We start from the raw sequence: 23481 nt of genomic DNA, 5'->3' as shown, positions 1-23481 counted from the left end.
AAAAGTGCGTTTTCCAGATTTATGACTACCGATGCAGCTCGAATTTGGCGTGCAGCGCCCGAAGAGACTGTACCATATCCTCTTTTTTCACCAGCACCCATATGGTCGTATTCGAATCTGCCGACTGCAGAATTTGGATATTTTGTTCACTTAGGGATTCGACGATTTTGGCCATGATTCCCGGCACTCCGTTGATCCCGCCTCCGATGACGGAAACCTTGGCGCAGCCGGAAAGGCTCTTAGGCCGGAATCCCAATTCCTGAAGCACCCGGATCGCTTTCTCCGAATCATGGTCAAAAACGGTATAGACCGCTCCTGTCGGGGTAACATTAATAAAATCGACGCTGATGGAATTTTCAGCCATGGCTTTAAACACTCTGAGCTGAAGATTATCTCCTTCGTTCTCGCATTCCACCGTGATTTGAGTGACGTTGCTCACGTAGGCGATTCCCGTCACATACCGGTCCATGAAGCCCAGCTGAACGTCCCTGAAGCCTTCCGGCTGGGTAACCAGCGTTCCTTCATCTTCCGAAAAGGTGGACCGCACCCGCACCGGCACATGCGCCTGCATCGCAATTTCAACGGCTCTCGGGTGGATAACCTTGGCTCCGTATTGGGCCATGTTGCAAATTTCAGCGTAGCTTACGACGGAGAGCGGTTTGGCGTCTTCGACGATCCGAGGATCCGCTGTCAGAATCCCGTTGACGTCCGTGTAGATGTCAACCATTTCGGCACGCAGCGCCGCACCCAGCGCCGTTGCCGAAGTATCACTTCCGCCCCGCCCCAAAGTGGTGAAGTCCCCGGTTTCGGTCTGACCCTGAAAACCGGTGACGACGACCACCTGATGTGTTTCGAGCTCCTTCACAATCCGCTCCGGACGGACGTCCTTAATCCGCGCGTTGCCGTATTGATCATCGGTGACAAATCCGGCCTGAGCCCCGGTCAGCACCGTGGAGGTGATGCCTTCATCCTCCAGCAGGCTGCACAGCGTGGCAGCCGATATGATTTCACCGCAGCACAGCAGTAAATCCCGCTCCCGCGACGGGAGAGCGTTCCCGTTCTGGGAGACCCAGTCCAGGAGCGTGTCTGTCGCATACGGCTCCCCCTTGCGTCCCATGGCGGAAACGACGACAACAAGCTGATAACCGTTGTCCAGCTCGCGTCTGATGTGCTTGATGACGAGTTCCCTTGCTTGCGGAGTCGACAAAGATGTACCGCCGAATTTCTGTACTAAGATGCTCATTTCAATTCCCCCATGCTAGATAAGAACGGCAGAACGTTTAGCTGCGTCGATTTCCTGTGACGTGTACAGCCGTGACGGCTGTACCCTTCCTCAGAGCCAAAGCATGAACACATGCGCTTTGGCCAGCAGTTCGTAATCGCAGCCTAGTTTCCTGTTCCCGCCCGAATCGGCATCCTCACAAGATCCGGTGCCGCATCCAACCGGGATAAGCAAAACAGGCTGCGATCACTTCGATCGAGTCGTCCTACATTTACTATTTGGTCTCTACGACCATTTGGTTCATTCAACTTATGTCCTGTACACTGATATTTATCCGATTACGGCGGCCCGGAATAAACGATGCAAACAGCCCCGTGTCTTACGGCATGGGGCGCAAAATTACCGCCCGCAGCATCTGCTAGGGGCTGGACAATGCAGTTTCGGGTGCCGGAACTCGAAACGAATGCAGCCGATCTGTATTACGCGGAAAACATGCGTTGAATCAGCATAGGCTGCAGTTGTCTTCCTTCAAGAGCCGCATCGCATGCTTCGGGGATCAGCTCCATGTTCGCAACCAGCGAATTGGGCTTCTGCACCGGATTATCCTGACCGAACGGAACAAAATAAATGTTCTTGGTCACAAGCAGCTTGGCGATATTCGCTGCGTTTAATCCCAATCCGTCATTGGTGGAAATCGCCAGCACCAGCGGACGCAAATTCCGCATTTGTGCCTTGGCGGCCATCAAGACAGGACTGTCCGTAATGGCATTGGCCAGCTTGCTTGTCGTATTGCCCGTGCAAGGCGCAATGACCAGCACGTCGAGCAGTTTGGACGGTCCCAGAGGCTCCGCATCCACAATTGAGGTGATGATGTCGCTCCCCGTGATGTTCTTCAGCTGTTCCAGCCAGCTCGCGGATGTGCCGAAGCGGGTGTCCGTTACCTGCACCGAATTGGATACAATCGGCACCACTTTGGCACCGGCGTCCATAAATCGTTGAATCTGCGGCATAATTTCAGCAAGCGTACAATGTGAACCCGTAATCGCATAACCTACCGTTTTACCCTGCAAGTTCATTCCCCATCCCCCCGAATCTTGATCTCGTCCGAAATCAACTGTACCAAAGCATTGGCAATAATCATTCCAGCTGTTTTGGGAGCTACGATTCCAGGTAATCCGGGAGCCAGCAAGGCCTTAATTCCCCGCTTCTCCGCATACCGGAAATCACATCCTCCGGGAGCCGAAGCAAGGTCAATAATGACGGCGCTTTGGGGCATTCTTGACAGGATTTGCGCTGTGACTATCATAGTCGGAATCGTGTTAAAAATCAAGTCGACACTTCGCACATGATCCTCCAAATCCCTTGTCAGGAAAGGCTCCCAGCCCATGACCTCCGCTCTGGCAAAATCCTTTTCCGACCTGACGCCGGCCCTCACCTTCGCCCCGAGTCCCTGCAGGCTTTTCGCCATCGTAAACCCGGTTCTACCCAATCCCAGCACAATACAATCCGAACCGTGGATCGTAAACGGCGTATTCTGGATTGCCATCACCAGTGCGCCTTCCGCCGTTGGGATGGAATTAAAAATGGCAACATCATCCCGGTCCAGCAGTTCCAACAGGCGTACCTCGTGGCTTGCGCATAGGCTGCGCAGATAGGGTTTGGCCATTCCCGTATAAACGGTACAATGCGACGGAAGAGCGGCCAAATGCTCATCCAGCAGCTTTAAGGATTCTCCAGAATATGGCGTCTGGATCGCTCCTGTATCATCACACCCGACAACAGGCAGCACGAGAACGTCTGCCGCAGAAAGCAGTTCAGAAGAGAGGCGTTCCCACGAGACTCCCAGGACCCTTTCATTCAGCTTGTCGAATCCGACCACGCTGACGGTGGCATCCATCTCCGAACATTTACGGATCACCTCGATCTGCCGTGCATCCCCGCCTAGGAACACAATATGAACTCCAGTCAGCACAAGGATGTCACTCCTTTCAAAAACACTGTTATGAATCCATCATATGCCGCTGCCTAAGGAGGGGTGAAAGACGCCCGTCAAATAAAAAACGTCTGTAGGCGCAGTGTTCAGGGAGCCGGACCGCACTTAACAGCAATTTCGCTTGCGATATAGGAAGCAGGGTCTCTGAAGCCGATATTTCCTTCTATGTAAAAAAGCCTGGAGACCGAACCCTTTCGGGAACGAACTCCAGGCTGTATTGAACTATAAATTATTTGCCGGTGTGTCCGAATCCGCCCTCACCACGAACGGTTTCGGACAGCACGTCCACCTGCTCAAACGTCACCTGCGGCACTTCCATGAACACCATTTGGGCGATGCGCTCGTTTCGGGTGATCGCAAAAGGCTCCTGGCCGAGGTTGATCAGCAGCACCTTGATTTCCCCGCGGTAATCGGCGTCGATCGTTCCCGGCGTATTAAGGCAGGTGATACCGTGCTTCAGGGCCAGCCCGCTTCTCGGGCGGATTTGTGCTTCCAGCCCGTCGGGCATGGCGATGGCAAACCCGGTCGGGATGAGCCTGCGCTCCCCCGGCTGGAGGACGACTTCTTCTTCAACGGCGGCGTACAGGTCATAGCCGGAGGCGGAGCCGGACATTTTCTCCGGCAGCCGCACATCCTCGTGACCCGGCAATTTATGAATTTGTACGTAGTGTGACAAAATCGTCCCTCCTTAACCCAGCAATAGCGCGGTCCGTCGATCCGACCATCGCCAGCGCGAACGGCTGGCTGAACATCCGGTCCAGCACCGCGTTCACGTCGTTCATCGTCACGTTTTCGATCTTTTCGATCATGTCATCGAGCGAAAAATGCTTGCCCAGCATCAGCTCGTTTTTGCCGAGCCGGTTCATACGGCTTCCAGTGCCCTCAAGGCTCAGGATCAGGCTGCCCTTCAGCTGCTCCTTGCCTTTCCGGAGTTCGTCCTCGCTCATCCCATGAACGGCCACATCCGCCAGCACCTCTTTGGTTAAGCCCATGACCTCATTGGTTTGCTTCGGCGCGGTTCCGGCATAGATCGTAAACAACCCGCTGTCTTCGTTGGAGCTGTGGTAGGAATATACCGAATAAGCGAGTCCCCGCTTTTCCCGGATTTCCTGGAACAACCGCGAGCTCATCCCGCCGCCGATGCTGTTATTGAGCAGAATCATGGCATACTGAAGCGGATCGTGGATCGAGCATCCCGGGAAGGACAGGCAGATATGATTCTGCTCCGTCTTCTTTTTATGATACAAGATCCCGCTCTGGAATGAAGGCACGGTCAATTCGCTCACCCGCCCGCTGGTTTGGAAACCGCCGAAATGGCGTTCCAGCAGCTCCACAATGTTATCGTCAATGTTACCTGCCACGCTGATGACGGTGTTCTCGATCGTATAGTGGTCATCCATGTAGGCGCGAAGGTCGGAAGATCCCATGCTTTCCAGCTGTTCCTTCGTTCCCAGAATCGGATAGGCGAGCGGATGATCCCCGTAGACCGCCTTAGCCATTAGGTCGTGCACCATGTCGTCCGGCGTATCTTCGTACATCGAAATCTCTTCCAGAATGACGTTCTTCTCCTTGGCCAGCTCCTCACCGTCCAGCTTGGAACGGAAGAACATATCAGCGAGCACGTCTACGGCGATCGGCAGATGCTCATCCAGCACCTTGGCATAAAAACAGGTATATTCCTTAGAAGTAAAGGCATTCACATTGCCGCCAATGGCATCGAATTCCTCGGCAATCGCCTTGGCGTCAAACCGTTCAGTCCCTTTAAACAGCATGTGCTCGATAAAATGGGAAATGCCGTTATTGGCCAAGGTTTCGTGGCGGGAGCCTGTCTTTACCCAAATGCCAAAGGAAACCGACCGCATCGTCGGAATCTTCTCCATAACTACTCTAAGGCCGTTGCTTAAGTTTATTTTTTTCACGCGAGAGGCCCTCCTAAAATTAATCCAATGAACCTCCAGGCTGCCCCTGTCCAGTTCTAACTAGTAATCCGTTCTTCATGCAAATGATGGCCGAGCCGTAACTTTCCTGACTACAGCCAGCGCAATCCCTATCCTATCAAAAAAAGACGTCTCACTCAACCTTGGGCGCCGTGACTCTCTCGGGGGACAGCGTCTGGCTGACCGTACCCAGTACAAGGCCTTTCGCCTTGATCACCCGGATCATGCCCTTCAGCGCCTGGGAGGAGGAGGAGGTCGGATGCATAAGAATCAAGGTGCCCGGCTCCACCTTGGCCGAGATCTTGTTGACGATGGAATCCGGTGAAGGCTTCCGCCAATCCACCGTGTCCAGTGTCCACAGCACCGTCTTCAGGCCGAGGCTGGCGGCGATTTGGACAGTCTGCTGATTAAAATCTCCGGAAGGCGGGGCAAACCACTTGTTCGTCACACCCAGTGTATCCTTCAGCAGCTGCTGGGTTTTACTGATTTCGAGCGTGGCCCGTTCGCGGCTCAGTTGGCTCATGTTTGGGTGCGTATACGCATGGTTCTCCAGCTCATGCCCCCGCTTTTGGATCTCCTTGGCCATCTCCGGATTTTTCTTCAACCAGCTTCCGTCAAAAAAGAAGGTTGCCTTTACGTTCTCCGCATCCAGCGTATCGAGCATCGGAACGATGTACTCGTCCCCCCACGCGACGTTAATCATCAGGGAAACCATCGGCTTTTTCGGGTTCCCTTTATAAATCGGTTCAGCCGCCAAATCGCCCAGGTTCACCTTGGGGGGAATTTGACGGTATACATATGTAATCGGAGCCGTGGCTCCCTGGGCCTTAGCCCGCTTATAGGTCTCATCTACGTCGATCTCCAGGCCGTTGTACCCTGGAATGGCTTTCCAGACGCGGTCCACGACCGCATCCACCGGTGGAATCCTCGTGGCCTCGGCCTTCTCCTGAATCTGCTTGTACAGCGGATCCAGCTGCTTCTCGTCCGTCTGGGGCTCAAACGCGGTTTGAGCAGTCAGGTGGTGCCGTACGTCCTGAAAATAGTCCCCGACCGCACCGGTCTGCGCGAGCCCGACGATGGTGGCAAAACAGGCAAGCACGATGGCTGTCCGTCTCCCGTTCATTTTTCCGCTCATCTCCCTTAACATACTTTGTCCCATCATATGAAGGGACGAGCGGGATTATGAATGAGAGGCCGCAGGAAGCAATGGCTCTGGAGTTTATACATTCTGATATCATAAAAAAAGAGCCAGAAGTGAGTACTTTCTGTCTCTTAGACTGCATATGGTAGCAAGCGTGGCTTCTTGACGAAGCCGTTCCGCTTGATTTAAGCCTTGGATTCTGCAACCAATACCGCTTTGCGCGACAGGTTGATACGTCCCTGCTGGTCGATCTCGGTCACTTTGACGGTGATCGTATCTCCGACATTCACGACGTCCTCAACTTTGCCGACACGCTCGGTCGAGAGCTGGGAAATGTGCACAAGTCCCTCTTTATTCGGAAGCACTTCGACGAAAGCGCCGAATTTCTCGACCCGTTTGACGGTGCCGACATAAATTTCGCCGACTTCGACTTCACGGACGATGCCTTCAATAATAGAGCGGGCTTTCTGGTTCATTTCCTCATTGGACGATGCGATGAAGACGCGTCCATCCTGCTCGATGTCGATCTTCACGCCGGTTTCCTCGATGATCTTGTTGATGATCTTGCCGCCTGCGCCGATCACGTCGCGGATCTTGTCCGGATTGATGTTCATAACGATGATCTTAGGGGCATAAGGAGACAAAGTCTCTCTTGGCTTCTGGATCGCTTCCATCATTTTGCTCAGGATAAACATCCGGCCTTCTTTGGCCTGCTTCAGAGCGTCGTTCAAAATCTGGCGGTCAATACCGGCAATTTTGATGTCCATCTGAATGGCGGTTACCCCTTCAGCCGTACCGGCCACTTTGAAGTCCATATCGCCCAGATGGTCTTCCATCCCCTGAATATCCGTCAGAATGGATACATGCTCTCCATCTTTAATCAGACCCATCGCTACACCGGCAACCGGCGCCTTGATCGGTACCCCGGCATCCATCATGGCCAGCGTGCTTGCGCAAATACTTGCCTGGGATGTGGAACCGTTCGACTCCAGCACTTCGGAAACGAGACGAATCGTGTACGGGAACTCGGTCTCCGATGGAATGACCTTCGACAGAGCGCGTTCACCCAGCGCGCCGTGGCCGATTTCGCGGCGTCCCGGTGCACGAAGCGGACGGGCTTCGCCTACGCTGAACGGAGGGAAGTTATAATGGTGCATAAAACGTTTGGTTTCCTGCAAATCGATGCCGTCCAGAATTTGCACGTCACCGAGCGCACCCAACGTACATACGCTGAGAGCCTGGGTTTGACCACGAGTGAACAAGCCTGTACCATGCGTGCGCGGCAGAATGCCTGTATCGCATTCGATCGGACGGATCTCGTCCAGACCCCGGCCGTCAGGACGGACTTTATCGTGGGTGATCAGGCGTCTTACTTCTTCTTTGACAATATCATGCAGCACTTCTTTGACATCTTTCAAGAGCTCAGGCGACTCTATGTATTTTTGTTCAAAGAAAGTTACCGTTTCTTCGTTGATCGCATCGATCGCATCCTGGCGCGCATGCTTCTCGGCAATGCGTACCGCTTCTACGAGGCGCTGTGCAGCGAATTCGCGTACTTCGGCATTAACCTGAGCGTCAACCGCATGAAGCTTCACTTCCATTTTCGGTTTGCCGGCTTTTTGCGTCAGTTCGTCAATGACGGACACGATCTTTTTGATCTCCTCGTGACCGAACATAATCGCTTCCAGCATCGTTTCCTCAGGAACCTCGTTCGCCTCGGCTTCAACCATCATGATGGCGTCTCTGGTGCCTGCGACGACCAGGTAAATGTCACTTTTCTCCTGCTGCGCGATGTCCGGATTAATAATAAATTGTCCGTCTACGCGTCCTACGATGACACCGCCGATCGGTCCGTCAAATGGCACGTCCGAAATGCTCAGCGCTGCGGAAGTACCGATCATGGCCGCAATATCCGGCGAGCAGTCCTGATCCACGCTCATGACAAGGTTCAGCACCTGCACATCGTTACGGAAGCCTTCCGGAAACAGCGGACGAATCGGACGGTCGGTCAGACGGCTGGCCAGAATGGCCTTCTCGCTCGGTCTGCCTTCCCGTTTGATAAAGCCCCCCGGGATCTTACCTACGGCATACAATCTTTCTTCATAGTTTACAGTCAGCGGAAAAAAGTCCAGATCCTTCGGTTCGCTGGAGGCGGTCACTGTACAAAGTACGGCCGTTTCCCCGTAGCGGACCATCACGGCGGCGTTAGCCTGCTTCGCGAGGCGTCCGGTCTCCATGACCAAGGTTCTGCCGCCCAACTGCATTTCAACACGACTTTCCATGAAATCCCTCCTTTATTACTCAATCAGTATTCCCCAGATGGGGATAATTCATATAGTCCTGCATAAAAAGCAACCCGGTTGCCCCGCTGTCACTCCTAGAAGGACAAACGGTGAACAACCAGGCTGCTTTCCGTAGAACAATATGGATTATTAACGACGCAATCCAAGTTTTTCAATCAGAGCGCTATAGCGTTTAACATCCTTGTTTTTCAAGTATGCCAACAGCTTACGGCGTTGACCGACCATTTTCAAAAGACCGCGACGGGAATGATGATCCTTCTTGTGCGTACGCAGGTGGTCTGTCAAATTAACGATGTTCTCCGTAAGGATAGCAATTTGCACTTCAGGAGATCCTGTATCGGACTCATGAGTTTTGTGCTCTTCGATCAGTTGTTGTTTGCGTTCTTGAGTCAATGCCATCCTGTTCACCTCCTTAACATAAATAATCGCCGTTAGCCTAGAAACCGTCGGTGAGATCGTGTATCCAAGCTAAGGTTTCTTTCAGCCCATGGGCATCCAGCAACGTTTATCAGTATAGCATACTTCACCGGCAAAAGTAAATGTTCGCCAGCGCGTAAGCTTTAGCGGCCCGACTTCAAAAGTTCTCTGGCGCGATCCGCGTCCGCCTGGATCTGGGCGATGAGTTCCGGTACGGAAGGAAACTTCCGCTCATTCCGGATAAAATGGACCAGTTCCACCGAGACATGCTCGCCGTAAATTTCCCGGTCAAAGTCAAACAAGTGAACCTCAAAGCTTGGCACCGTTTCGTTCTCATGAAACGTCGGTTTAACCCCCACATTCATGACGCCGGGAAAAATCCTTCCGTTCAAAAAGGCTCGTACCGCGTACACACCCTTAACCGGAATGACAAACTTATCGTCCAGTTTCAGGTTGGCCGTCGGAAAACCGATGGTACGGCCGCGTTTTTCTCCGCCGACAACGGTTCCGCGCAGCCGGTAGCTGCGGCCGAGCAGACGGCCGGCCCGCTCCAGGTCACCCCTTTGCAGCGCTTTGCGAATTTCCGTACTGCTGACCTTGCCGCCTTCCAGTTCGAACGGCGGGATGACTTCGACGTTCAGCCGGCCGTCCCCCAGCAGGCGGAGCATCTCAGCATTGCCTTCCCCCTTGTGGCCAAAGCGGAAATCGAAACCGACCACGGCCGCCTCGATGCCCAAGGGAAACAGCACACCTTCCACAAATTCCTGCGGACTTACATGGGAAAAGGAATCGTTAAACTCAACGACGTATACGATATCGACCCCCAGGCCGGCCAGCAGCTCCTGCTTCTCCTGCAGGGGCGTCAGGCTGCCCTCGTAGTCCCCTTTCTTCATCACGTCCTTCGGATGCGGATGGAATGTCATGACGGCCGAAGGGATGTGCTTGCCCTTTGCCAGATTCACCGCAGAAGAGATGACGCTGGCATGACCAAGGTGCACTCCGTCGAACTGTCCGATGGCTGCGACCTGCGGCTGGGTATGCTCCCGGATGACCTCCGCAGGCAGCGGGTACGATAAATATACGGTCTTCACTGTTCTTTCACCTGCAATTCCATAGATAATCATTATGACTCTGGCAGAAATACCTTGACCGGAGCGATGGCCCCCGTCTCTGCCTGTTTTTCGAAAATGCCGAGAAACGTTCCCTTTGGATCATACAGTCGTATGCATCCGGGCAGCATGACCTCCGGCGTAACCGCTCTGCCCGAGAGCCTCTGACCCTGCAAGGCGGCAGCCGCCTTGTCCTCGGCCACGGTATGTGCCGGAAGATGCCGGACCGCTTCGTCGACCGGAATCAAATGCTCGTCCAGCTCACCCGTCGCCGTCAGGCGCTCGATATCTTCGAGCGTGAGGCACTTCGAAGCGGGAATTCCTGCCGACATCGTGCGCTCCAGCTTCACCATCGTTGACGGCAGATGCAGAGCCCGCCCGATATCTACGCATAACGTCCGAATGTACGTCCCCTTGGAGCACAGAACCCGAAAGGAAATGTCCAGATAAGGCCCTTGCCAGGCCGAGCCGGTCATTTCAATTTCGTGAATCGTCACCTCGCGGCTTTTGCGCTCAACCGTCTTGCCCTCCCGGGCCAGCTCGTAGAGCCGTTTGCCTCCGACCTTGACCGCAGAGTACATGGGGGGCACCTGGGAAATCGTCCCTTCAAAAGAGTGGAGCACCTTCTCCACATCTTCCGGCGTGACATGGACCCCATCCACAGATTCCGTGACCGTACCGGTCAAATCCTCGGTGTCGGTGGCAATGCCCAGCCGCAGGGTAGCTGCATATTCCTTCGGAAGCTCCTGCATGTACTCCACCACCCGGGTCGCCCGGCCAAGGCAAAGCGGCAGAACACCGGTAACTTCGGGATCCAAGGTTCCGGTGTGCCCAATCCGCTTCATTTTCAATATACGGCGCGCCTTGGCAACGACATCGTGCGAAGTCATCCCCGCCGGCTTATCGATGGCCAATACACCTTCTAAGCTGTTCATAAAAATTGTCTCACCCGCTCTATAACCTGAGGAATAATCGTATCCAATGTTCCTTCGATCCGGCACCCCGCTGCGCGGACATGCCCGCCGCCACCAAACGTCTGCGCCAGGGCGGCCACGTCAACTTTGCCTGCAGAACGCATGCTTACTTTGACCGCTTGGTCATTGATCACTTTGAATAAAATGCCGACCTCGACGCCCTGAATATTCCGCGGATAGTTCACGATTCCTTCCAGGTCATCGTTGGCCGCGCCGGCCTCCACCATATGCTCGGGAGTGACGTATACCCAGCTGATTTTGCCGTCCGGCGTCATCTCGAGTGTATTCAACGCTTTGACCAGCACCTTCATCTGGGGCAGGGTCATTGCTTCGAGCAGGGTCTCCGACAGCTCCGGCCCGTTGACCCCATAGCCGAGCAGCTCGGAAGCCGCCGCCATCACTTTAGGGGACGTATTGGAATAACGGAAACCGCCGGTGTCCGTCAGCAGCCCGGTGTAGATCGCGGTCGCAATCTCCTTCGTCCATTGAAATCCGAAAGCATGGATCAGATCATACAAAATTTCGGCCGTCGCCGCAGCGTCCGGCTTAATCAGCGTCGCGCTCCCGTAACCGTTGTTGGTCGGGTGGTGATCGATGTTCAAGATCAAGGCATCCGGAGCGAAGCATTGCTGCGTCAATCCCACTCTCCCAAAATCGGCGCAATCCACACAAATGACATGCTTGAATGAACGTTCCGGTGGATGAAGCTCCATATTCACGATCTGCTCTGACAGGCATAAAAATTTCATCCGTTCAGGAATCGGCCCTTCATTGATCAGAGTAAATTTTTTGCCCAGACATGAGAGAAGCCAGCCCACGGCAACTGTGGAACTGACTGCATCTCCGTCCGGCTGAATATGAGACACTACAAGATAATCATCATGCGTCAGCAAAAACTCCTTTGCCTGCTCAAGCGATTGTTCATAGGTCTGCATTGGCCGTCTCCTTTAAATCTTTTATTTAGTTATCTTCGTTTTTTCCGATTTCACCGAGGAGCTTCTCGATGTGACTGCCATACGCGATGGATTCGTCAAACTTAAAAATCAGCTCCGGGGTATGGCGCAGCCGGACTCGCTTGCCGAGCTCCGAGCGGAGAAAGCCGTTCGCCTTCTCCAGAGCCTTCAGCGTGTTGTTCTTCTGCTCGTTATCCCCCAGAACGCTTAAATAAACTTTCGCCTGCGACAAATCGTTCGTCACATCCACACCGGTTACGGTAACGAAACCGATGCGCGGGTCCTTCAGTTCGCTTTGGATCAGCTGGCTCAGCTCTTTCTTGATCTGCTCTCCAACCCGTCCAGCCCGAATTTTAGCCATGCCTGTTCACCTCTCTACTTGCGCTCCACCGTTTCCATGATGAACGCTTCAATAACGTCGCCTTCCTTGACGTCATTATAGCTTTCCAAAGTAATGCCACATTCATAACCCTGTGCCACTTCTTTAGCGTCGTCCTTGAAACGTTTGAGCGTATCGATCTTACCTTCATGGATGACGATGCCGTCGCGGATCAGGCGGACTTCGGCGTTACGCGCGATCTTGCCTGACGTAACCATACATCCGGCAATCGTACCCACTTTGCTGATTTTGAAGAGGTTGCGCACTTCCGCGTGGCCGATAACCACTTCTTTATATTCCGGATCCAGCATGCCCTTCATGGCCTGCTCGATTTCTTCAATGACGTTGTAAATGACGCGATGCAGGCGGATATCCACTTTCTCCTGCTCGGCGGTTGCGCCGGCCTGCGGATCTGGACGGACGTTAAAGCCGATAACGATCGCATTGGACGCCGCTGCCAGAATGATATCGGACTCGGTAATTGCCCCTGCGCCGCTGTGGATGATTTTGACGCGAACGCCTTCCACTTCGATCTTGGAGAGCGAGCCTTTCAGCGCTTCGACCGAACCCTGCACGTCGCCTTTGATGATGACGTTCAGGTCCTTGATCTCGCCGTCCTTGATGTGCTTGAACAGATCGTCCAGCGTGACGCGGACGTTGCTGCCAAGATCGGACTGACGCTGGGTGATGGCACGTTTCTCGGCAATCGAACGGGCCTTGCGCTCGTCTTCAAATACCATGAACGGATCGCCGGCAAGCGGAACCTCGGTCAGACCGGTGATTTCCACCGGCGTAGACGGTCCGGCCTCCTTCAAACGGCGTCCCTTGTCGTTGACCATCGCCCGGACGCGGCCAAAGCAGTTGCCTGCCACAAACGCATCCCCGACTTTCAGCGTACCGTGCTGTACCAGCACGCGGGCTACCGGTCCGCGGCCTTTATCCAGCTCGGCCTCGATCACCGCACCGCGGGCGCGTTTGTCCGGATTCGCTTTGTATTCGTTCACTTCGGCGACCAGAAGGATCATCTCAAGCAGATCCTCAAGCCCCATTCTTTGCTTCGCGGATACGTTGACGAAAATCGTGTCTCCGCCCCACTCTTCCGGAACGAGACCGTATTCGGTCAGCTCCTGCTTCACTTTATCCGGATTAGCATCCGGTTTGTCGATTTTGTTCACCGCCACGATGATCGGCAGCTCGGCTGCCTTCGCGTGGTTGATAGCTTCCACCGTCTGCGGCATGACGCCGTCGTCGGCAGCGACCACAATGATCGTAATGTCGGTAATTTGCGCACCGCGCGCACGCATGGCCGTAAACGCTTCGTGGCCCGGCGTATCAAGGAACGTGATCTTCTTATTGTTGATCTCTACCTGATAAGCACCGATGTGCTGGGTGATGCCTCCGGCTTCGCCGCCGGTTACGTTCGTGGAACGGATGGCATCCAGCAGCGTCGTTTTACCATGGTCGACGTGACCCATAATGGTGACAACCGGCGGACGCGACTTCAGATCAGCCGGATCGTCGTTCTCTTCGACGGTCTCGAAGCGATCGTCCTCGACCACGATCTTCACTTCGACTTCGACGCCGAATTCGCCGGCAAGCAGCAAAATCGTATCGATGTCGAGTTCCTGGTTGATCGTTGCCATGACGCCCATCTGGATCAGCTTCTTAATGACTTCGGAAGCGTCCTTATGGAGCAGTTTGGCCGTTTCGCCAACGGTCATGTTGCCGCGGACGATAATCTTCTTCGGCGTGTTGTCGATCTTCTCGCGCGGCGGCTGCTGAGACTGTTGTCTGCCGCGGTTGTTCTTACCGCCGCGATTGTTCCGGTTAAATCCTCCGCCCTGGCGGTTGTCGTCAAAGCGTTTCGAACCGTTGTTATTGCCGCGGTTCTGACCGCGATTGCCGCCGCCGCGGTTATCGTTGCTTCTGGAGAAGTTGTTGTCGCCGCCGGCGTTTCCTTGAGGACCGCGGTTTCCGGTGGATTGCTGCTGCGGGCGTCCTGCGCCCGAGCGCTGGCCGCCACCCTGCTGCGACCCTTGAGGGCGATTGCCGCCTTGACCGGATCCTTGGGGGCGATTGCCGCCCTGGCCGGATCCTTGCGGACGGCCTCCTTGAGAACCTTGATTCCGGTTATTCGATCCGGCACCCGCGCCTTGCGGACGGTTGCCCGATCCATTCGATTGACCTTGCGGTCTGCTTTGCTGAGATCCTGAGTGACTTCTGCGGGAATCTTGCCCGCCCTGCGGTCTTTGCGACCCTGTTTGTGTGGTGTTATTCAATTTATTATTCATACCTACCTGCTTTTCCTGTTGTTTTTGTGATGGGTCCGATCCGGCTGCCCGGCCGCCCTGGTTACGCTGAGTGCCTGCCTCGTTTCTGACCGCGGAAGTGCTCGCCACGGTCTGGCGGTCTCCGCCTTCCCGCTTGGCGGCCGCATTCGACTTAATATCCTTGAAAAATTGTTCCACCTTCGAGACCGCATCATTCTCCATAACGCTCATATGATTGTTAACGGGAATATCAAGCCTTTTCAAAATGGTTATGATTTCCTTACTGCTCATATTAAGTGATTTTGCATATTCGTACACGCGCAGCTTATCTTTACTGTCCTGTTTACTCAATATACTCCACCTCCGAATTATCTCCAAGACTCTTGGAGATCATTTCTGCGAATCCTTGATCCGTAATGGCGAGCACAACCCTTTCGGGCTTTCCAATGCTTGTGCCCAGGCTTTCCCGGTCAAATCCGATCACCAGAGGAATGTTGTATGTTCCGCATTTGTCGCGGAACTTTTTTTGTGTATTGGCTGAGGCGTCAGCCGCCAGCATGACCAGTTTCGCTTCGGAAGACCGGATCGCTTTCAGGACGATTTCGTCGCCGGTGACCACTTTCCCCGCCCGCATGGCAAGACCCAGGCGGGATAAAGTTTTACTCATCAACCGAACGTTCCTTTACGGCCAAAAATTCGTCTTCCACGAGCACAAAGTCATCTGCGAGCTGTTCGTAAATTTCCGGTTTGACATGATGCTTCAGAGCCCGATCCAGTGATTTGTTCTTCTGTGCCAGTTTAAAGCAAGATACTTTGCCGCAGAGGTAAGCCCCCCGGCCCGACTTCTTGCCAGTCAGGTCGATCAGCACTTCATCTTCCGGCGTTTTGACAATACGGATCAGTTCCTTCTTGGGCATCATTTCCTGGCATGCCACGCATTTGCGCAGCGGGACTTTTCTTTGTTTCATGCCGCGACCCCCGTCCTGTTTGGAATTAATCGACGGAGACGGAATCTTGGTGCATTTCACCCGAGGATGTTTTCGGTCTGCCGAATTCCTGTTCCGCCTGGCTCTCACTCTTAATATCGATCTTCCACCCTGTCAGCTTGGCTGCAAGGCGGGCGTTTTGCCCTTTGATCCCGATTGCGAGAGACAATTGATAATCCGGCACGATGACACGTGCCATCTTCTCATCTTCAAATACAATCACTTCCAGAACCTTGGAAGGGCTGAGGGCATTGGCCACATACTCTTCCACCTGTTCGGAATAACGGACGATGTCGATTTTTTCACCGCGCAGCTCATTGACAATGGTCTGCACACGCAAGCCCTTCGGCCCGACGCAGGAGCCGACAGGATCCACTTCCGGGTTGCGGGAATACACCGCGATCTTCGAGCGGAATCCGGCTTCACGGGCGACGGAGCGAATTTCCACGACACCGTCAAAAATTTCCGGTACCTCCAGCTCGAACAATCGCTTCAAGAGCCCCGGATGCGTCCGGGACAGCATAATTTGCGGCCCCTTGGTCGTATTCTCCACCTTCGTGATGTAGGCTTTGATCCGGTCGCCGTGCTTGAACTTTTCGTTCGGCATCAGCTCGTTGAGCGGCAGCACCGCTTCCACCTTGCCCAGATCCACGTAGAAGTTGCGAGGATCCTGGCGCTGGACCGTACCGGTCACGATATCCTCTTCTTTGTCGACGAAGGCGTTATAAATCAGGCCGCGCTCCGCCTCGCGGATCCGCTGCGTAACGACCTGTTTGGCCGTCTGGGCGGCAATCCGGCCGAAATCCCGGGGAGTGACCTCGATTTCCGCAATATCGTCAATTTGGAAATGCGGATTGATCTCGCGGGCGGCAGGCAGGGAAATTTCGGTGCGGGGATCCAGCACCTCTTCCACGATCAGCTTGCGGGCAAACACTTTGATAACCCCGGTATTCCGGTTCATGTCGACGCGAACGTTCTGCGCCGTGTTAAAATTCCGTTTGTAGCTGGAGATCAGCGCCGCCTCAATGGCTTCGAACAAAATGTCCTTGCTGATTCCTTTCTCTCTTTCCAACTCATTCATCGCTTCAATAAAATCCATACTCATTGGAAATCAATTCCCCCTTTCAAAGTGCAGCCTTGTATTTAAAAAATAATCGCCAGTCTGGCGCTGGCAACTTTTGCATACGGGATGCTGTATTCCTTCTTGCCCGCAGAAATGACAAGAACGTCGTCCTCGAACGAAAGAAGCCGGCCTTCAAATTCCTTCTGGCCTTCTACCTGCTCGTAAACCGTTACAAAAACATCTTTGCCGACGGCTTTGGCTACGTCTTCCTTCTTCTTGAGCGGACGTTCGGCGCCAGGGGAGGAAACTTCCAGAAAATAAGCTTCGGGAATCGGATCGTTCTCGTCCAGCTTCCCGCTCAGATACTCGCTGATCATCCCGCAGTCATCAATGTCGATGCCGCCTTCCTTGTCAACAAAGACGCGAAGAAAGTAGTTGCTGCCTTCCTTCACGTATTCGATGTCGACAAGCTCGAAGTTATGCTCATCCAAATAGGGCTGTACCATTTGTTCCACAATTCCTTTGATCTTCGGTGTGCTCAAAGATTATAACCTCCAAGGCTTCAAATATCCTATATACCAAAGAGTAAAGAGTGGGTCGCCCCACTCTTTAAACAACGGTTTTATCTACATGATTACCAAAAAAATTATAACATAGTCTGGCAGTACTGACAAGTATGATGCCTTGACTAAACCTTGTGCAGCAAGGGGTTAGGGCGTTGCACACAAAAGACGGAATTAAAATAACGAAAGCTGGTTGCTCTCCGGAAGCCCCCTGAAGCAGCCCATTCCCGTGAGCAGCTCGATGATCGTCTTGCTCGCTTTGGATTTCTGCTGGAAATCCTCAATGGAGAGAAACTCCCCGTATTCGCGGGCGGCGGCGATGTTCTTGGCCGCGTTATCCCCGATACCGGCCAGCGCCGAGAACGGTGGAATCAGCGATTCTCCGTCCACCGTAAACCGGGTAGCATCGGAACGATACAGATCGATCGGCTTGAACGTAAAGCCGCGTGCGGTCATTTCCAGCGCCATCTCGAGGATCGAGAGCATGCTTTTTTCCTTGGTCGTCGCCTGGAAGCCCTTCTGCTCGATCTCTTCGATTTGCCGGTAGATGGCCTCATAGCCCTGGCAGCACAGCTCGATATCGAAGTCTTCTGCCCGGACCGAGAAATAAGTGGCATAATATTCGATCGGATGGTACAGCTTGAAGTAAGCCGTACGCACCGCAGAAATAACATATGCAGCGGCGTGCGCTTTCGGGAACATGTACTGGATTTTCAGACAGGAATCGATATACCACTGCGGCACCTTGCACCGCTTCATCTCCTCGATCCATTCCGGCGTCAAGCCCTTGCCCTTACGTACGCTTTCCGTAATTTTAAACGCCAGGCTCGCATCCATGCCGGCTTTATAAATCAGGAACAGCATGATGTCGTCACGGCAGCCGATCACCGTTTTGATGTTGCAGGTGCCGTTCTTGATGAGCTCCTGTGCATTGCCGAGCCATACGCCCGTTCCGTGGGACAGGCCCGAGATTTGCAGCAAGTCGGCAAAGGAGGATGGCTTTGACTCAATCAGCATCTGGCGGACGAACTTCGTCCCCATCTCCGGCACGCCGTAGGTGGCCACCGGTGTCCGGATTTGTTCGGGCGTTACCCCGAGCGCCTCCGTTGAGTTGAACATGCTCATGACCTTCGGATCGTTCATCGGAATCGTCGTCGGATCGACCCCTGTCAAATCCTGCAGCATCCGCATCATGGTCGGATCATCGTGCCCCAGAATATCGAGCTTGAGCAGGTTCGCGTCGAAGGCGTGATAATCGAAGTGGGTCGTCTTCCATTCCGCGTTCGTATCGTCAGCAGGGTATTGAACCGGCGTGATGTCTTCCACTTCCATGTAGTCAGGGACAACGACGATACCGCCCGGGTGCTGGCCCGTGCTCCGCTTGACGCCGGTGCATCCGGCGGCGAGCCGGTTCAGCTCCGCTCCGCGCCACTTTTTATGGTATTCCTCTTCGTATTTCTTTGTATAACCGAATGCCGTTTTTTCCGCCACGGTACCAATCGTTCCTGCGCGGAACACACATTTTTCGCCAAAAATCTCTTTTGTATAGTTGTGTGCCGTCGGCTGATATTCCCCGGAAAAGTTCAAGTCGATATCGGGAACCTTGTCGCCCTTAAAGCCAAGGAACGTTTCGAACGGGATATCCTGACCTTCGCCCTTCAGCATTTGGCCGCAGTTCGGGCATTGCTTGTCCGGAAGGTCAAATCCGCTTGGCACGCTGCCGTCCAGGAACCATTCGCTGTGCTTGCATTCCGGATTTTTGCAAATATAATGCGCGGGCAACGGGTTAACCTCGGAAATGCCGAGGAAGGTCGCGACGACGGACGATCCGACGGATCCCCGCGAACCGACAAGGTAGCCGTCCTGGTTCGACTTTTTCACCAGCCGCTCGGAAATGAGATAGTTGGCGGAGAAGCCGTATTTGATAATCGGCTCCAGCTCCTTCTCCAGCCGTGCGACGACAACTTCCGGCAGGTCTTCGCCATAAATCGACCGCGCCGTGGCATAGCAAGTGTTGCGGATTTCCTCATCCGCCCCCTCGATAATCGGCGTAAACAGCTTGTCCGGGAACAGCTCGTATTCCTCAAAGCGGTCGGCCAGATCGTTGGTATTTTTCACAACCACTTCCATCGCCTTCTCCGGACCAAGGAACTCGAATTCCTCCAGCATCTCTTCCGTTGTCCGGAAATGGGCATCCGGCTTGCGGATATCTTTCAGCGGGCTGAAGCCTGTGATGCCGTGAATCGTAATGTCCCGGAACAGCTTGTCCCGCGGCTCCAAGTAGTGCACATTGCCGGTGGCGATCACGGGCTTGTTCAGCTTTTCCCCGATCTCGCACACGGTTTTGATGGCGTTCTTCAGCTCTATTGTGCTTCCGACGAGCCCTTTTTCTACAAGGTGCATGTACATCGTCAGCGGCTGAATTTCCAAAATATCATAAAACTCCGCCACCTCGGTCGCCTCCTCCACCGTCTTGTTCAGCACGGTTTCGAAGAACTCGCCCTTCTCGCAGCCGGAGATGACCAGCAGCCCTTCGCGCATCTCCTCCAGCTTCGATTTCGGGATGCATGGCACCCGTTTGAAATATTCGGTGTGCGACATCGACACCAGCTTGTACAAGTTTTTCTTGCCGATCGGGTTCAGCGCGTAGATTCCGCAGTGGAACGGACGAGAATTGGATAGATCCTTGCCGACGTAATCGTTCAGGCGTTCCAGGCGGGTCAGCCCTTTGATCTTCTCGGCATCGGCCAGCAGTCCGTCCAGAATGCCGGCGAGGGCAATCGTATCGTCAATCGCCCGGTGGTGGCTTTCCAGCGCCACTTTATACTTATCCGCCAACGTGTTGAGGCGGTGGTTTTTCATCGTCGGGTGAAGCAATCTGGCCAGCTCCAGCGTATCCAGCGCCGGGTTGTCCAGTTCCGGCATGCCGAGCCCCTTCAGGGCAGCCTGGATGAAGCCCACGTCAAACCGTGCGTTGTGAGCAACAAGTACGCCGTCACCGACAAACTTGACGAAGTCCTGGATGACGGGCTCAAGCTCCGGCGCATCCTTGACCATCTCGTCGTTAATGTTGGTCAGCTGCTGGATGTGATACGGTATTTTTTCATGCGGGTTAACAAACGTAGCATAGCGGTCGACTTCCTTGCCTTCATGCATTTTGACGGCCGCAAGCTCGATGATTTTGTTGTTCGTGATCGACAGGCCGGTGGTCTCGATATCGAATACGATGTATGTCGCAGACTTCAAGTCCATCGGCTTCGGCTGCATGACGACCGGAACGGAATCGTTCACCACGTTGGCCTCGACGCCGTAAATCATCTTGATCCCGTTTTTCTTCGCGGCTTTCGCCGCTTCGGGATAACACTGCACGCCGCCGTGATCGGACACGGCAATCGCTTTGTGGCCCCACTTGGCGGCTGTCTTGATGTACTGGTCGATTGGCGTCACGGCGTCCATCGTGCTCATCGTTGTATGCAGATGGAATTCCACCCGCTTCTCCGGAGCGTTATCCTTGCGGGTAGGTGGCGCCTGGACTTCGATCAAATCCGAAGGGATCATGACCAGCTCGGGAATCGTCATAAAGCGGTCCATCTCGACGCGTCCGCGGGCTTTCACCCATTTGCCGTTGGCGAGCAGGCTCAGAACTTTGACGTCTTCCTTCGTCTTGGCAAACATTTTCATCTGCAGAGAATCCGTAAAGTCCGTCAGGTTAAACATGAACAGCGTGCTGCCGTTGCGCAGCTCTTTGCGGTCCAGGCCAAAAATCGTGCCCTGAACCGTAATTTTCTTCTCTTCGTCCTGGATTTCCTGAATCGGAACCGGCTGCTCCTTGATATCGTAACCGACCTGAAGAAAGACTTCCTCATCGTCACCCTCGGCTGCGCGCGATTCCGCCTCCATGCTGGAAATCATCTTCTGGATAACCTCACGCTCTTCCTCGAGCTTCTTCTGCTCGAACTCCTCGTACATTTCCCGCTGGATTTCGCCGACTTGAATTTTGACGCGGAGAGGAACCTCGAAGTAATGCGCGAAAAAACGAGTGAGCGCCTGGTCGATCTGCTTCTTTCTCGCCAGCTCCAGCGACGTATTGTCGGACATCGTGACCATCAGGGTTCCCCCGTCCAGCTCATGCTTAGCCCTGGCCATCCAGCCGTTGACGGAAGGTATTTCGCGGTGAACCCACTCCAGGAAAAGGTTCCAGTAAGCGCCGACGATGTCTTTGCGGTCTACTTCGTCTGCATATCTGAACACAAACGACAGCTTTGCAATATGCTGCATTTTCTCCTGAAGCCTCAGACAGAACGTCCGGTACACCTCACCGGGGACCAAGGTTTCCTTCCAAATGGTGATTCTCCATTCCTGATTGCTCCGGCTGATCTCCACCTGTTCGATATGACCATCCAGAAAATAGGGATCCACGATCGCGGGCGGTATTTCCCCCTGCTTCATCAGCAGCTCGAACCGTTTTCTCTTTTCCCCCACGTTTTCCATGCTCTCCTCCCCCTTTAAAGCGCTAATCCATAAACATGAAGAGCCTCTGTTCACAAAAATGTCTCGATCTCGTGCACCGACTCATTTCTGGCAGAAGCTCCTCATTCATTATTTCATCCGGCTTCACTACCGATCCGCCGGGTTCTTCCCTGCTTATGCGGGAAACGAATCAAACTCGCAGCTTGGCTGCCGCAGTATTAATACGCTCTGGCAAAAACGACGGTGTGCTTGGCAGGCTGCCCGCATACCAGACAGGTATGCTTCTCTTCCGCAGGCTCGAAAGGAATGTTCCGGCTGGTTGCCCCGGTCTCTTCCTTCACCTTGCTCTCGCAGGCTTCCGAACCGCACCATCCTGCCAGTGTAAATCCGCGCTGCTGTTCCATGCTGCTCTTCATTTCCTCCAGCGTATCCACCGAATAGAAATGGTCGTTCATAAACTGCTTCGCACGATCGAACATTTCCTTCTGTACCTGATCCAGCATCGTCTGAACTTCTTCAACCAGGTTGGCCTGCTGAACGACCTTCTTCTCGCCGGTAATCCGGGAGACGAGCACGCAGACGCCGTTCTCCATGTCACGTGGACCGATTTCCAAACGGACCGGAACGCCGCGCATTTCGTATTCGTTGAATTTCCATCCCGGGCGAAGGTCGCTGCGGTCGTCCACGCGCACGCGGATGCCTGCCTGCTTCAGCTCGGCGAACAGCTCGTCCGTACGGCCAACGACGGCATCCCATGTTTTCGGCGGGCCGATCGGAATCATGATCACCTGCGTCGGAGCCACCTTAGGCGGCAGCGCCAGGCCGCGGTCATCGCCGTGCACCATAATCATCGAGCCGATCAGGCGCGTGCTTGTGCCCCAGGATGTCGTATGCACGTATTCCTGCTTGTTGTCTCTGCTTAAGTATTGAATGTCAAACGCCACCGCAAAGTTCGTGCCCAGGTAGTGGGAGGTTCCCGCCTGAACCGCGCGCCCGTCCTTCATCATCGCCTCAATGGAGAATGTCTCCACCGCACCGGCGAATTTCTCGGAAGGCGTCTTCTGGCCGGTAATGACCGGAATCGCCAAAAACTCTTCCACGAATTGACGGTACACTTCCAGCATCTTCATCGTTTCTTCGCGTGCTTCGGCTTCCGTCTCATGAGCGGTATGGCCTTCCTGCCACAAAAACTCGCTCGTGCGGAGGAACGGCAGCGTGCGCTTCTCCCAGCGGACGACGTTGGCCCACTGGTTAATGAGCACCGGCAGGTCGCGGTAGGATTGGATCCATTTGGCGTACATGTGCCCAAACATCGTCTCCGACGTCGGACGGATCGCCAGACGCTCCTCCAGCTTGTCTCCGCCTGCCTCAGTTACCCAAGGAAGCTCGGGATTAAAGCCTTCGACATGCTCTTTTTCTTTCTGGAAAAAGCTCTCCGGAATAAAGAGCGGAAAATAGGCGTTGCGATGACCCGTTTCCTTGAAACGGCGGTCCAGATCACGCTGGATGTGCTCCCAGATTTCGTAGCCGTCCGGACGGAAGACGATGCAGCCGCGGACCGGCGAATAATCCATCAGATCGGCTTTCTTGATCACATCAATATACCAGCGGGAAAAATCTTCTCCCTGCGGCGTAATCTCCGTCACAAATTGTTTATCGTTTGACATAAAAATGGACTTCCTCCCAAGTTCACCCCGTTCT

19 protein-coding genes are annotated in these 23481 nt (G+C 54.1%); all 19 read right to left on the bottom strand.

Annotated features, from left to right (window positions below):
• Nucleotides 1–25: 25 nt before the first annotated feature.
• The gene (gene dapG, locus KI379_RS07800) at nucleotides 26–1243 is read right to left on the bottom strand and encodes an aspartate kinase (RefSeq protein WP_076168022.1); all 1218 of its coding nucleotides are present in this window, start codon (nucleotides 1241–1243) and stop codon (nucleotides 26–28) included.
• A gap of 458 nt (nucleotides 1244–1701) precedes the next feature.
• On the bottom strand, nucleotides 1702–2298 hold the full coding sequence (locus KI379_RS07795; protein WP_076168024.1) for a dipicolinate synthase subunit B: 597 nt from the start codon (nucleotides 2296–2298) through the stop codon (nucleotides 1702–1704).
• Nucleotides 2295–3194 (bottom strand): dipicolinate synthase subunit DpsA, encoded by a 900-nt coding sequence (dpsA, locus tag KI379_RS07790; protein WP_076168027.1) that lies wholly within the window; start codon nucleotides 3192–3194, stop codon nucleotides 2295–2297. The genes KI379_RS07795 and dpsA overlap by 4 nt, the downstream gene beginning before the upstream one ends.
• 250 nt (nucleotides 3195–3444) lie before the next feature.
• Nucleotides 3445–3891, bottom strand: coding sequence for a dUTP diphosphatase (dut, locus tag KI379_RS07785; RefSeq protein ID WP_076168030.1), 447 nt, complete (start codon nucleotides 3889–3891; stop codon nucleotides 3445–3447).
• The gene (locus KI379_RS07780) at nucleotides 3866–5095 is read right to left on the bottom strand and encodes a M16 family metallopeptidase (RefSeq protein WP_373309585.1); all 1230 of its coding nucleotides are present in this window, start codon (nucleotides 5093–5095) and stop codon (nucleotides 3866–3868) included. The genes dut and KI379_RS07780 overlap by 26 nt, the downstream gene beginning before the upstream one ends.
• A gap of 190 nt (nucleotides 5096–5285) precedes the next feature.
• On the bottom strand, nucleotides 5286–6275 hold the full coding sequence (locus KI379_RS07775) for a polysaccharide deacetylase family protein (RefSeq protein ID WP_212983226.1): 990 nt from the start codon (nucleotides 6273–6275) through the stop codon (nucleotides 5286–5288).
• Nucleotides 6276–6478: 203 nt separating this feature from the next.
• The gene (gene pnp, locus KI379_RS07770; RefSeq protein WP_212983225.1) at nucleotides 6479–8575 is read right to left on the bottom strand and encodes a polyribonucleotide nucleotidyltransferase; all 2097 of its coding nucleotides are present in this window, start codon (nucleotides 8573–8575) and stop codon (nucleotides 6479–6481) included.
• A 150-nt stretch (nucleotides 8576–8725) separates the two neighbouring features.
• On the bottom strand, nucleotides 8726–8995 hold the full coding sequence (rpsO, locus tag KI379_RS07765; RefSeq protein ID WP_076168040.1) for a 30S ribosomal protein S15: 270 nt from the start codon (nucleotides 8993–8995) through the stop codon (nucleotides 8726–8728).
• A 161-nt stretch (nucleotides 8996–9156) separates the two neighbouring features.
• Entirely contained in the window at nucleotides 9157–10137 is a 981-nt protein-coding gene (locus KI379_RS07760) for a bifunctional riboflavin kinase/FAD synthetase (protein WP_373309536.1), read from the bottom strand.
• Nucleotides 10137–11057, bottom strand: coding sequence for a tRNA pseudouridine(55) synthase TruB (gene truB, locus KI379_RS07755; protein ID WP_212983224.1), 921 nt, complete (start codon nucleotides 11055–11057; stop codon nucleotides 10137–10139). Before truB ends, KI379_RS07760 begins: the two co-directional genes overlap by 1 nt.
• On the bottom strand, nucleotides 11054–12031 hold the full coding sequence (locus tag KI379_RS07750) for a DHH family phosphoesterase (RefSeq protein ID WP_076168048.1): 978 nt from the start codon (nucleotides 12029–12031) through the stop codon (nucleotides 11054–11056). Before KI379_RS07750 ends, truB begins: the two co-directional genes overlap by 4 nt.
• A 25-nt stretch (nucleotides 12032–12056) precedes the next feature.
• A complete protein-coding gene (gene rbfA / locus KI379_RS07745; RefSeq protein ID WP_076168050.1) occupies nucleotides 12057–12410 on the bottom strand; it encodes a 30S ribosome-binding factor RbfA in 354 nt (117 codons plus the stop codon).
• Between the two features lie 14 nt (nucleotides 12411–12424).
• On the bottom strand, nucleotides 12425–15049 hold the full coding sequence (gene infB, locus KI379_RS07740; RefSeq protein WP_076168052.1) for a translation initiation factor IF-2: 2625 nt from the start codon (nucleotides 15047–15049) through the stop codon (nucleotides 12425–12427).
• Nucleotides 15042–15365 carry a YlxQ family RNA-binding protein gene (locus KI379_RS07735; protein WP_076168054.1) on the bottom strand — a complete coding sequence of 108 codons (324 nt, stop codon included), beginning with the start codon at nucleotides 15363–15365 and terminating at the stop codon, nucleotides 15042–15044. Before KI379_RS07735 ends, infB begins: the two co-directional genes overlap by 8 nt.
• Nucleotides 15358–15666, bottom strand: coding sequence for an RNase P modulator RnpM (gene rnpM / locus KI379_RS07730; RefSeq protein ID WP_076168056.1), 309 nt, complete (start codon nucleotides 15664–15666; stop codon nucleotides 15358–15360). The genes KI379_RS07735 and rnpM overlap by 8 nt, the downstream gene beginning before the upstream one ends.
• Nucleotides 15667–15691: 25 nt before the next feature.
• Nucleotides 15692–16789, bottom strand: a complete 1098-nt coding sequence (nusA, locus tag KI379_RS07725) for a transcription termination factor NusA (RefSeq protein ID WP_076168058.1) — start codon at nucleotides 16787–16789, stop codon at nucleotides 15692–15694.
• Nucleotides 16790–16827: 38 nt separating this feature from the next.
• Nucleotides 16828–17289, bottom strand: a complete 462-nt coding sequence (gene rimP, locus KI379_RS07720) for a ribosome maturation factor RimP (protein WP_076168060.1) — start codon at nucleotides 17287–17289, stop codon at nucleotides 16828–16830.
• A 195-nt stretch (nucleotides 17290–17484) separates the two neighbouring features.
• The gene (locus KI379_RS07715) at nucleotides 17485–21801 is read right to left on the bottom strand and encodes a PolC-type DNA polymerase III (protein ID WP_212983223.1); all 4317 of its coding nucleotides are present in this window, start codon (nucleotides 21799–21801) and stop codon (nucleotides 17485–17487) included.
• Between the two features lie 197 nt (nucleotides 21802–21998).
• Nucleotides 21999–23447, bottom strand: a complete 1449-nt coding sequence (gene proS / locus KI379_RS07710) for a proline--tRNA ligase (RefSeq protein WP_076168065.1) — start codon at nucleotides 23445–23447, stop codon at nucleotides 21999–22001.
• Nucleotides 23448–23481: the final 34 nt, after the last annotated feature.

Origin of the sequence: Paenibacillus cineris (genome assembly GCF_018333335.1) — a bacterium.
Taxonomy (GTDB): domain Bacteria; phylum Bacillota; class Bacilli; order Paenibacillales; family Paenibacillaceae; genus Paenibacillus_AQ; species Paenibacillus_AQ favisporus.
Note: the sequence above shows the minus strand (reverse complement) of the source record. Positions and strands in the feature narration are given on the sequence as shown.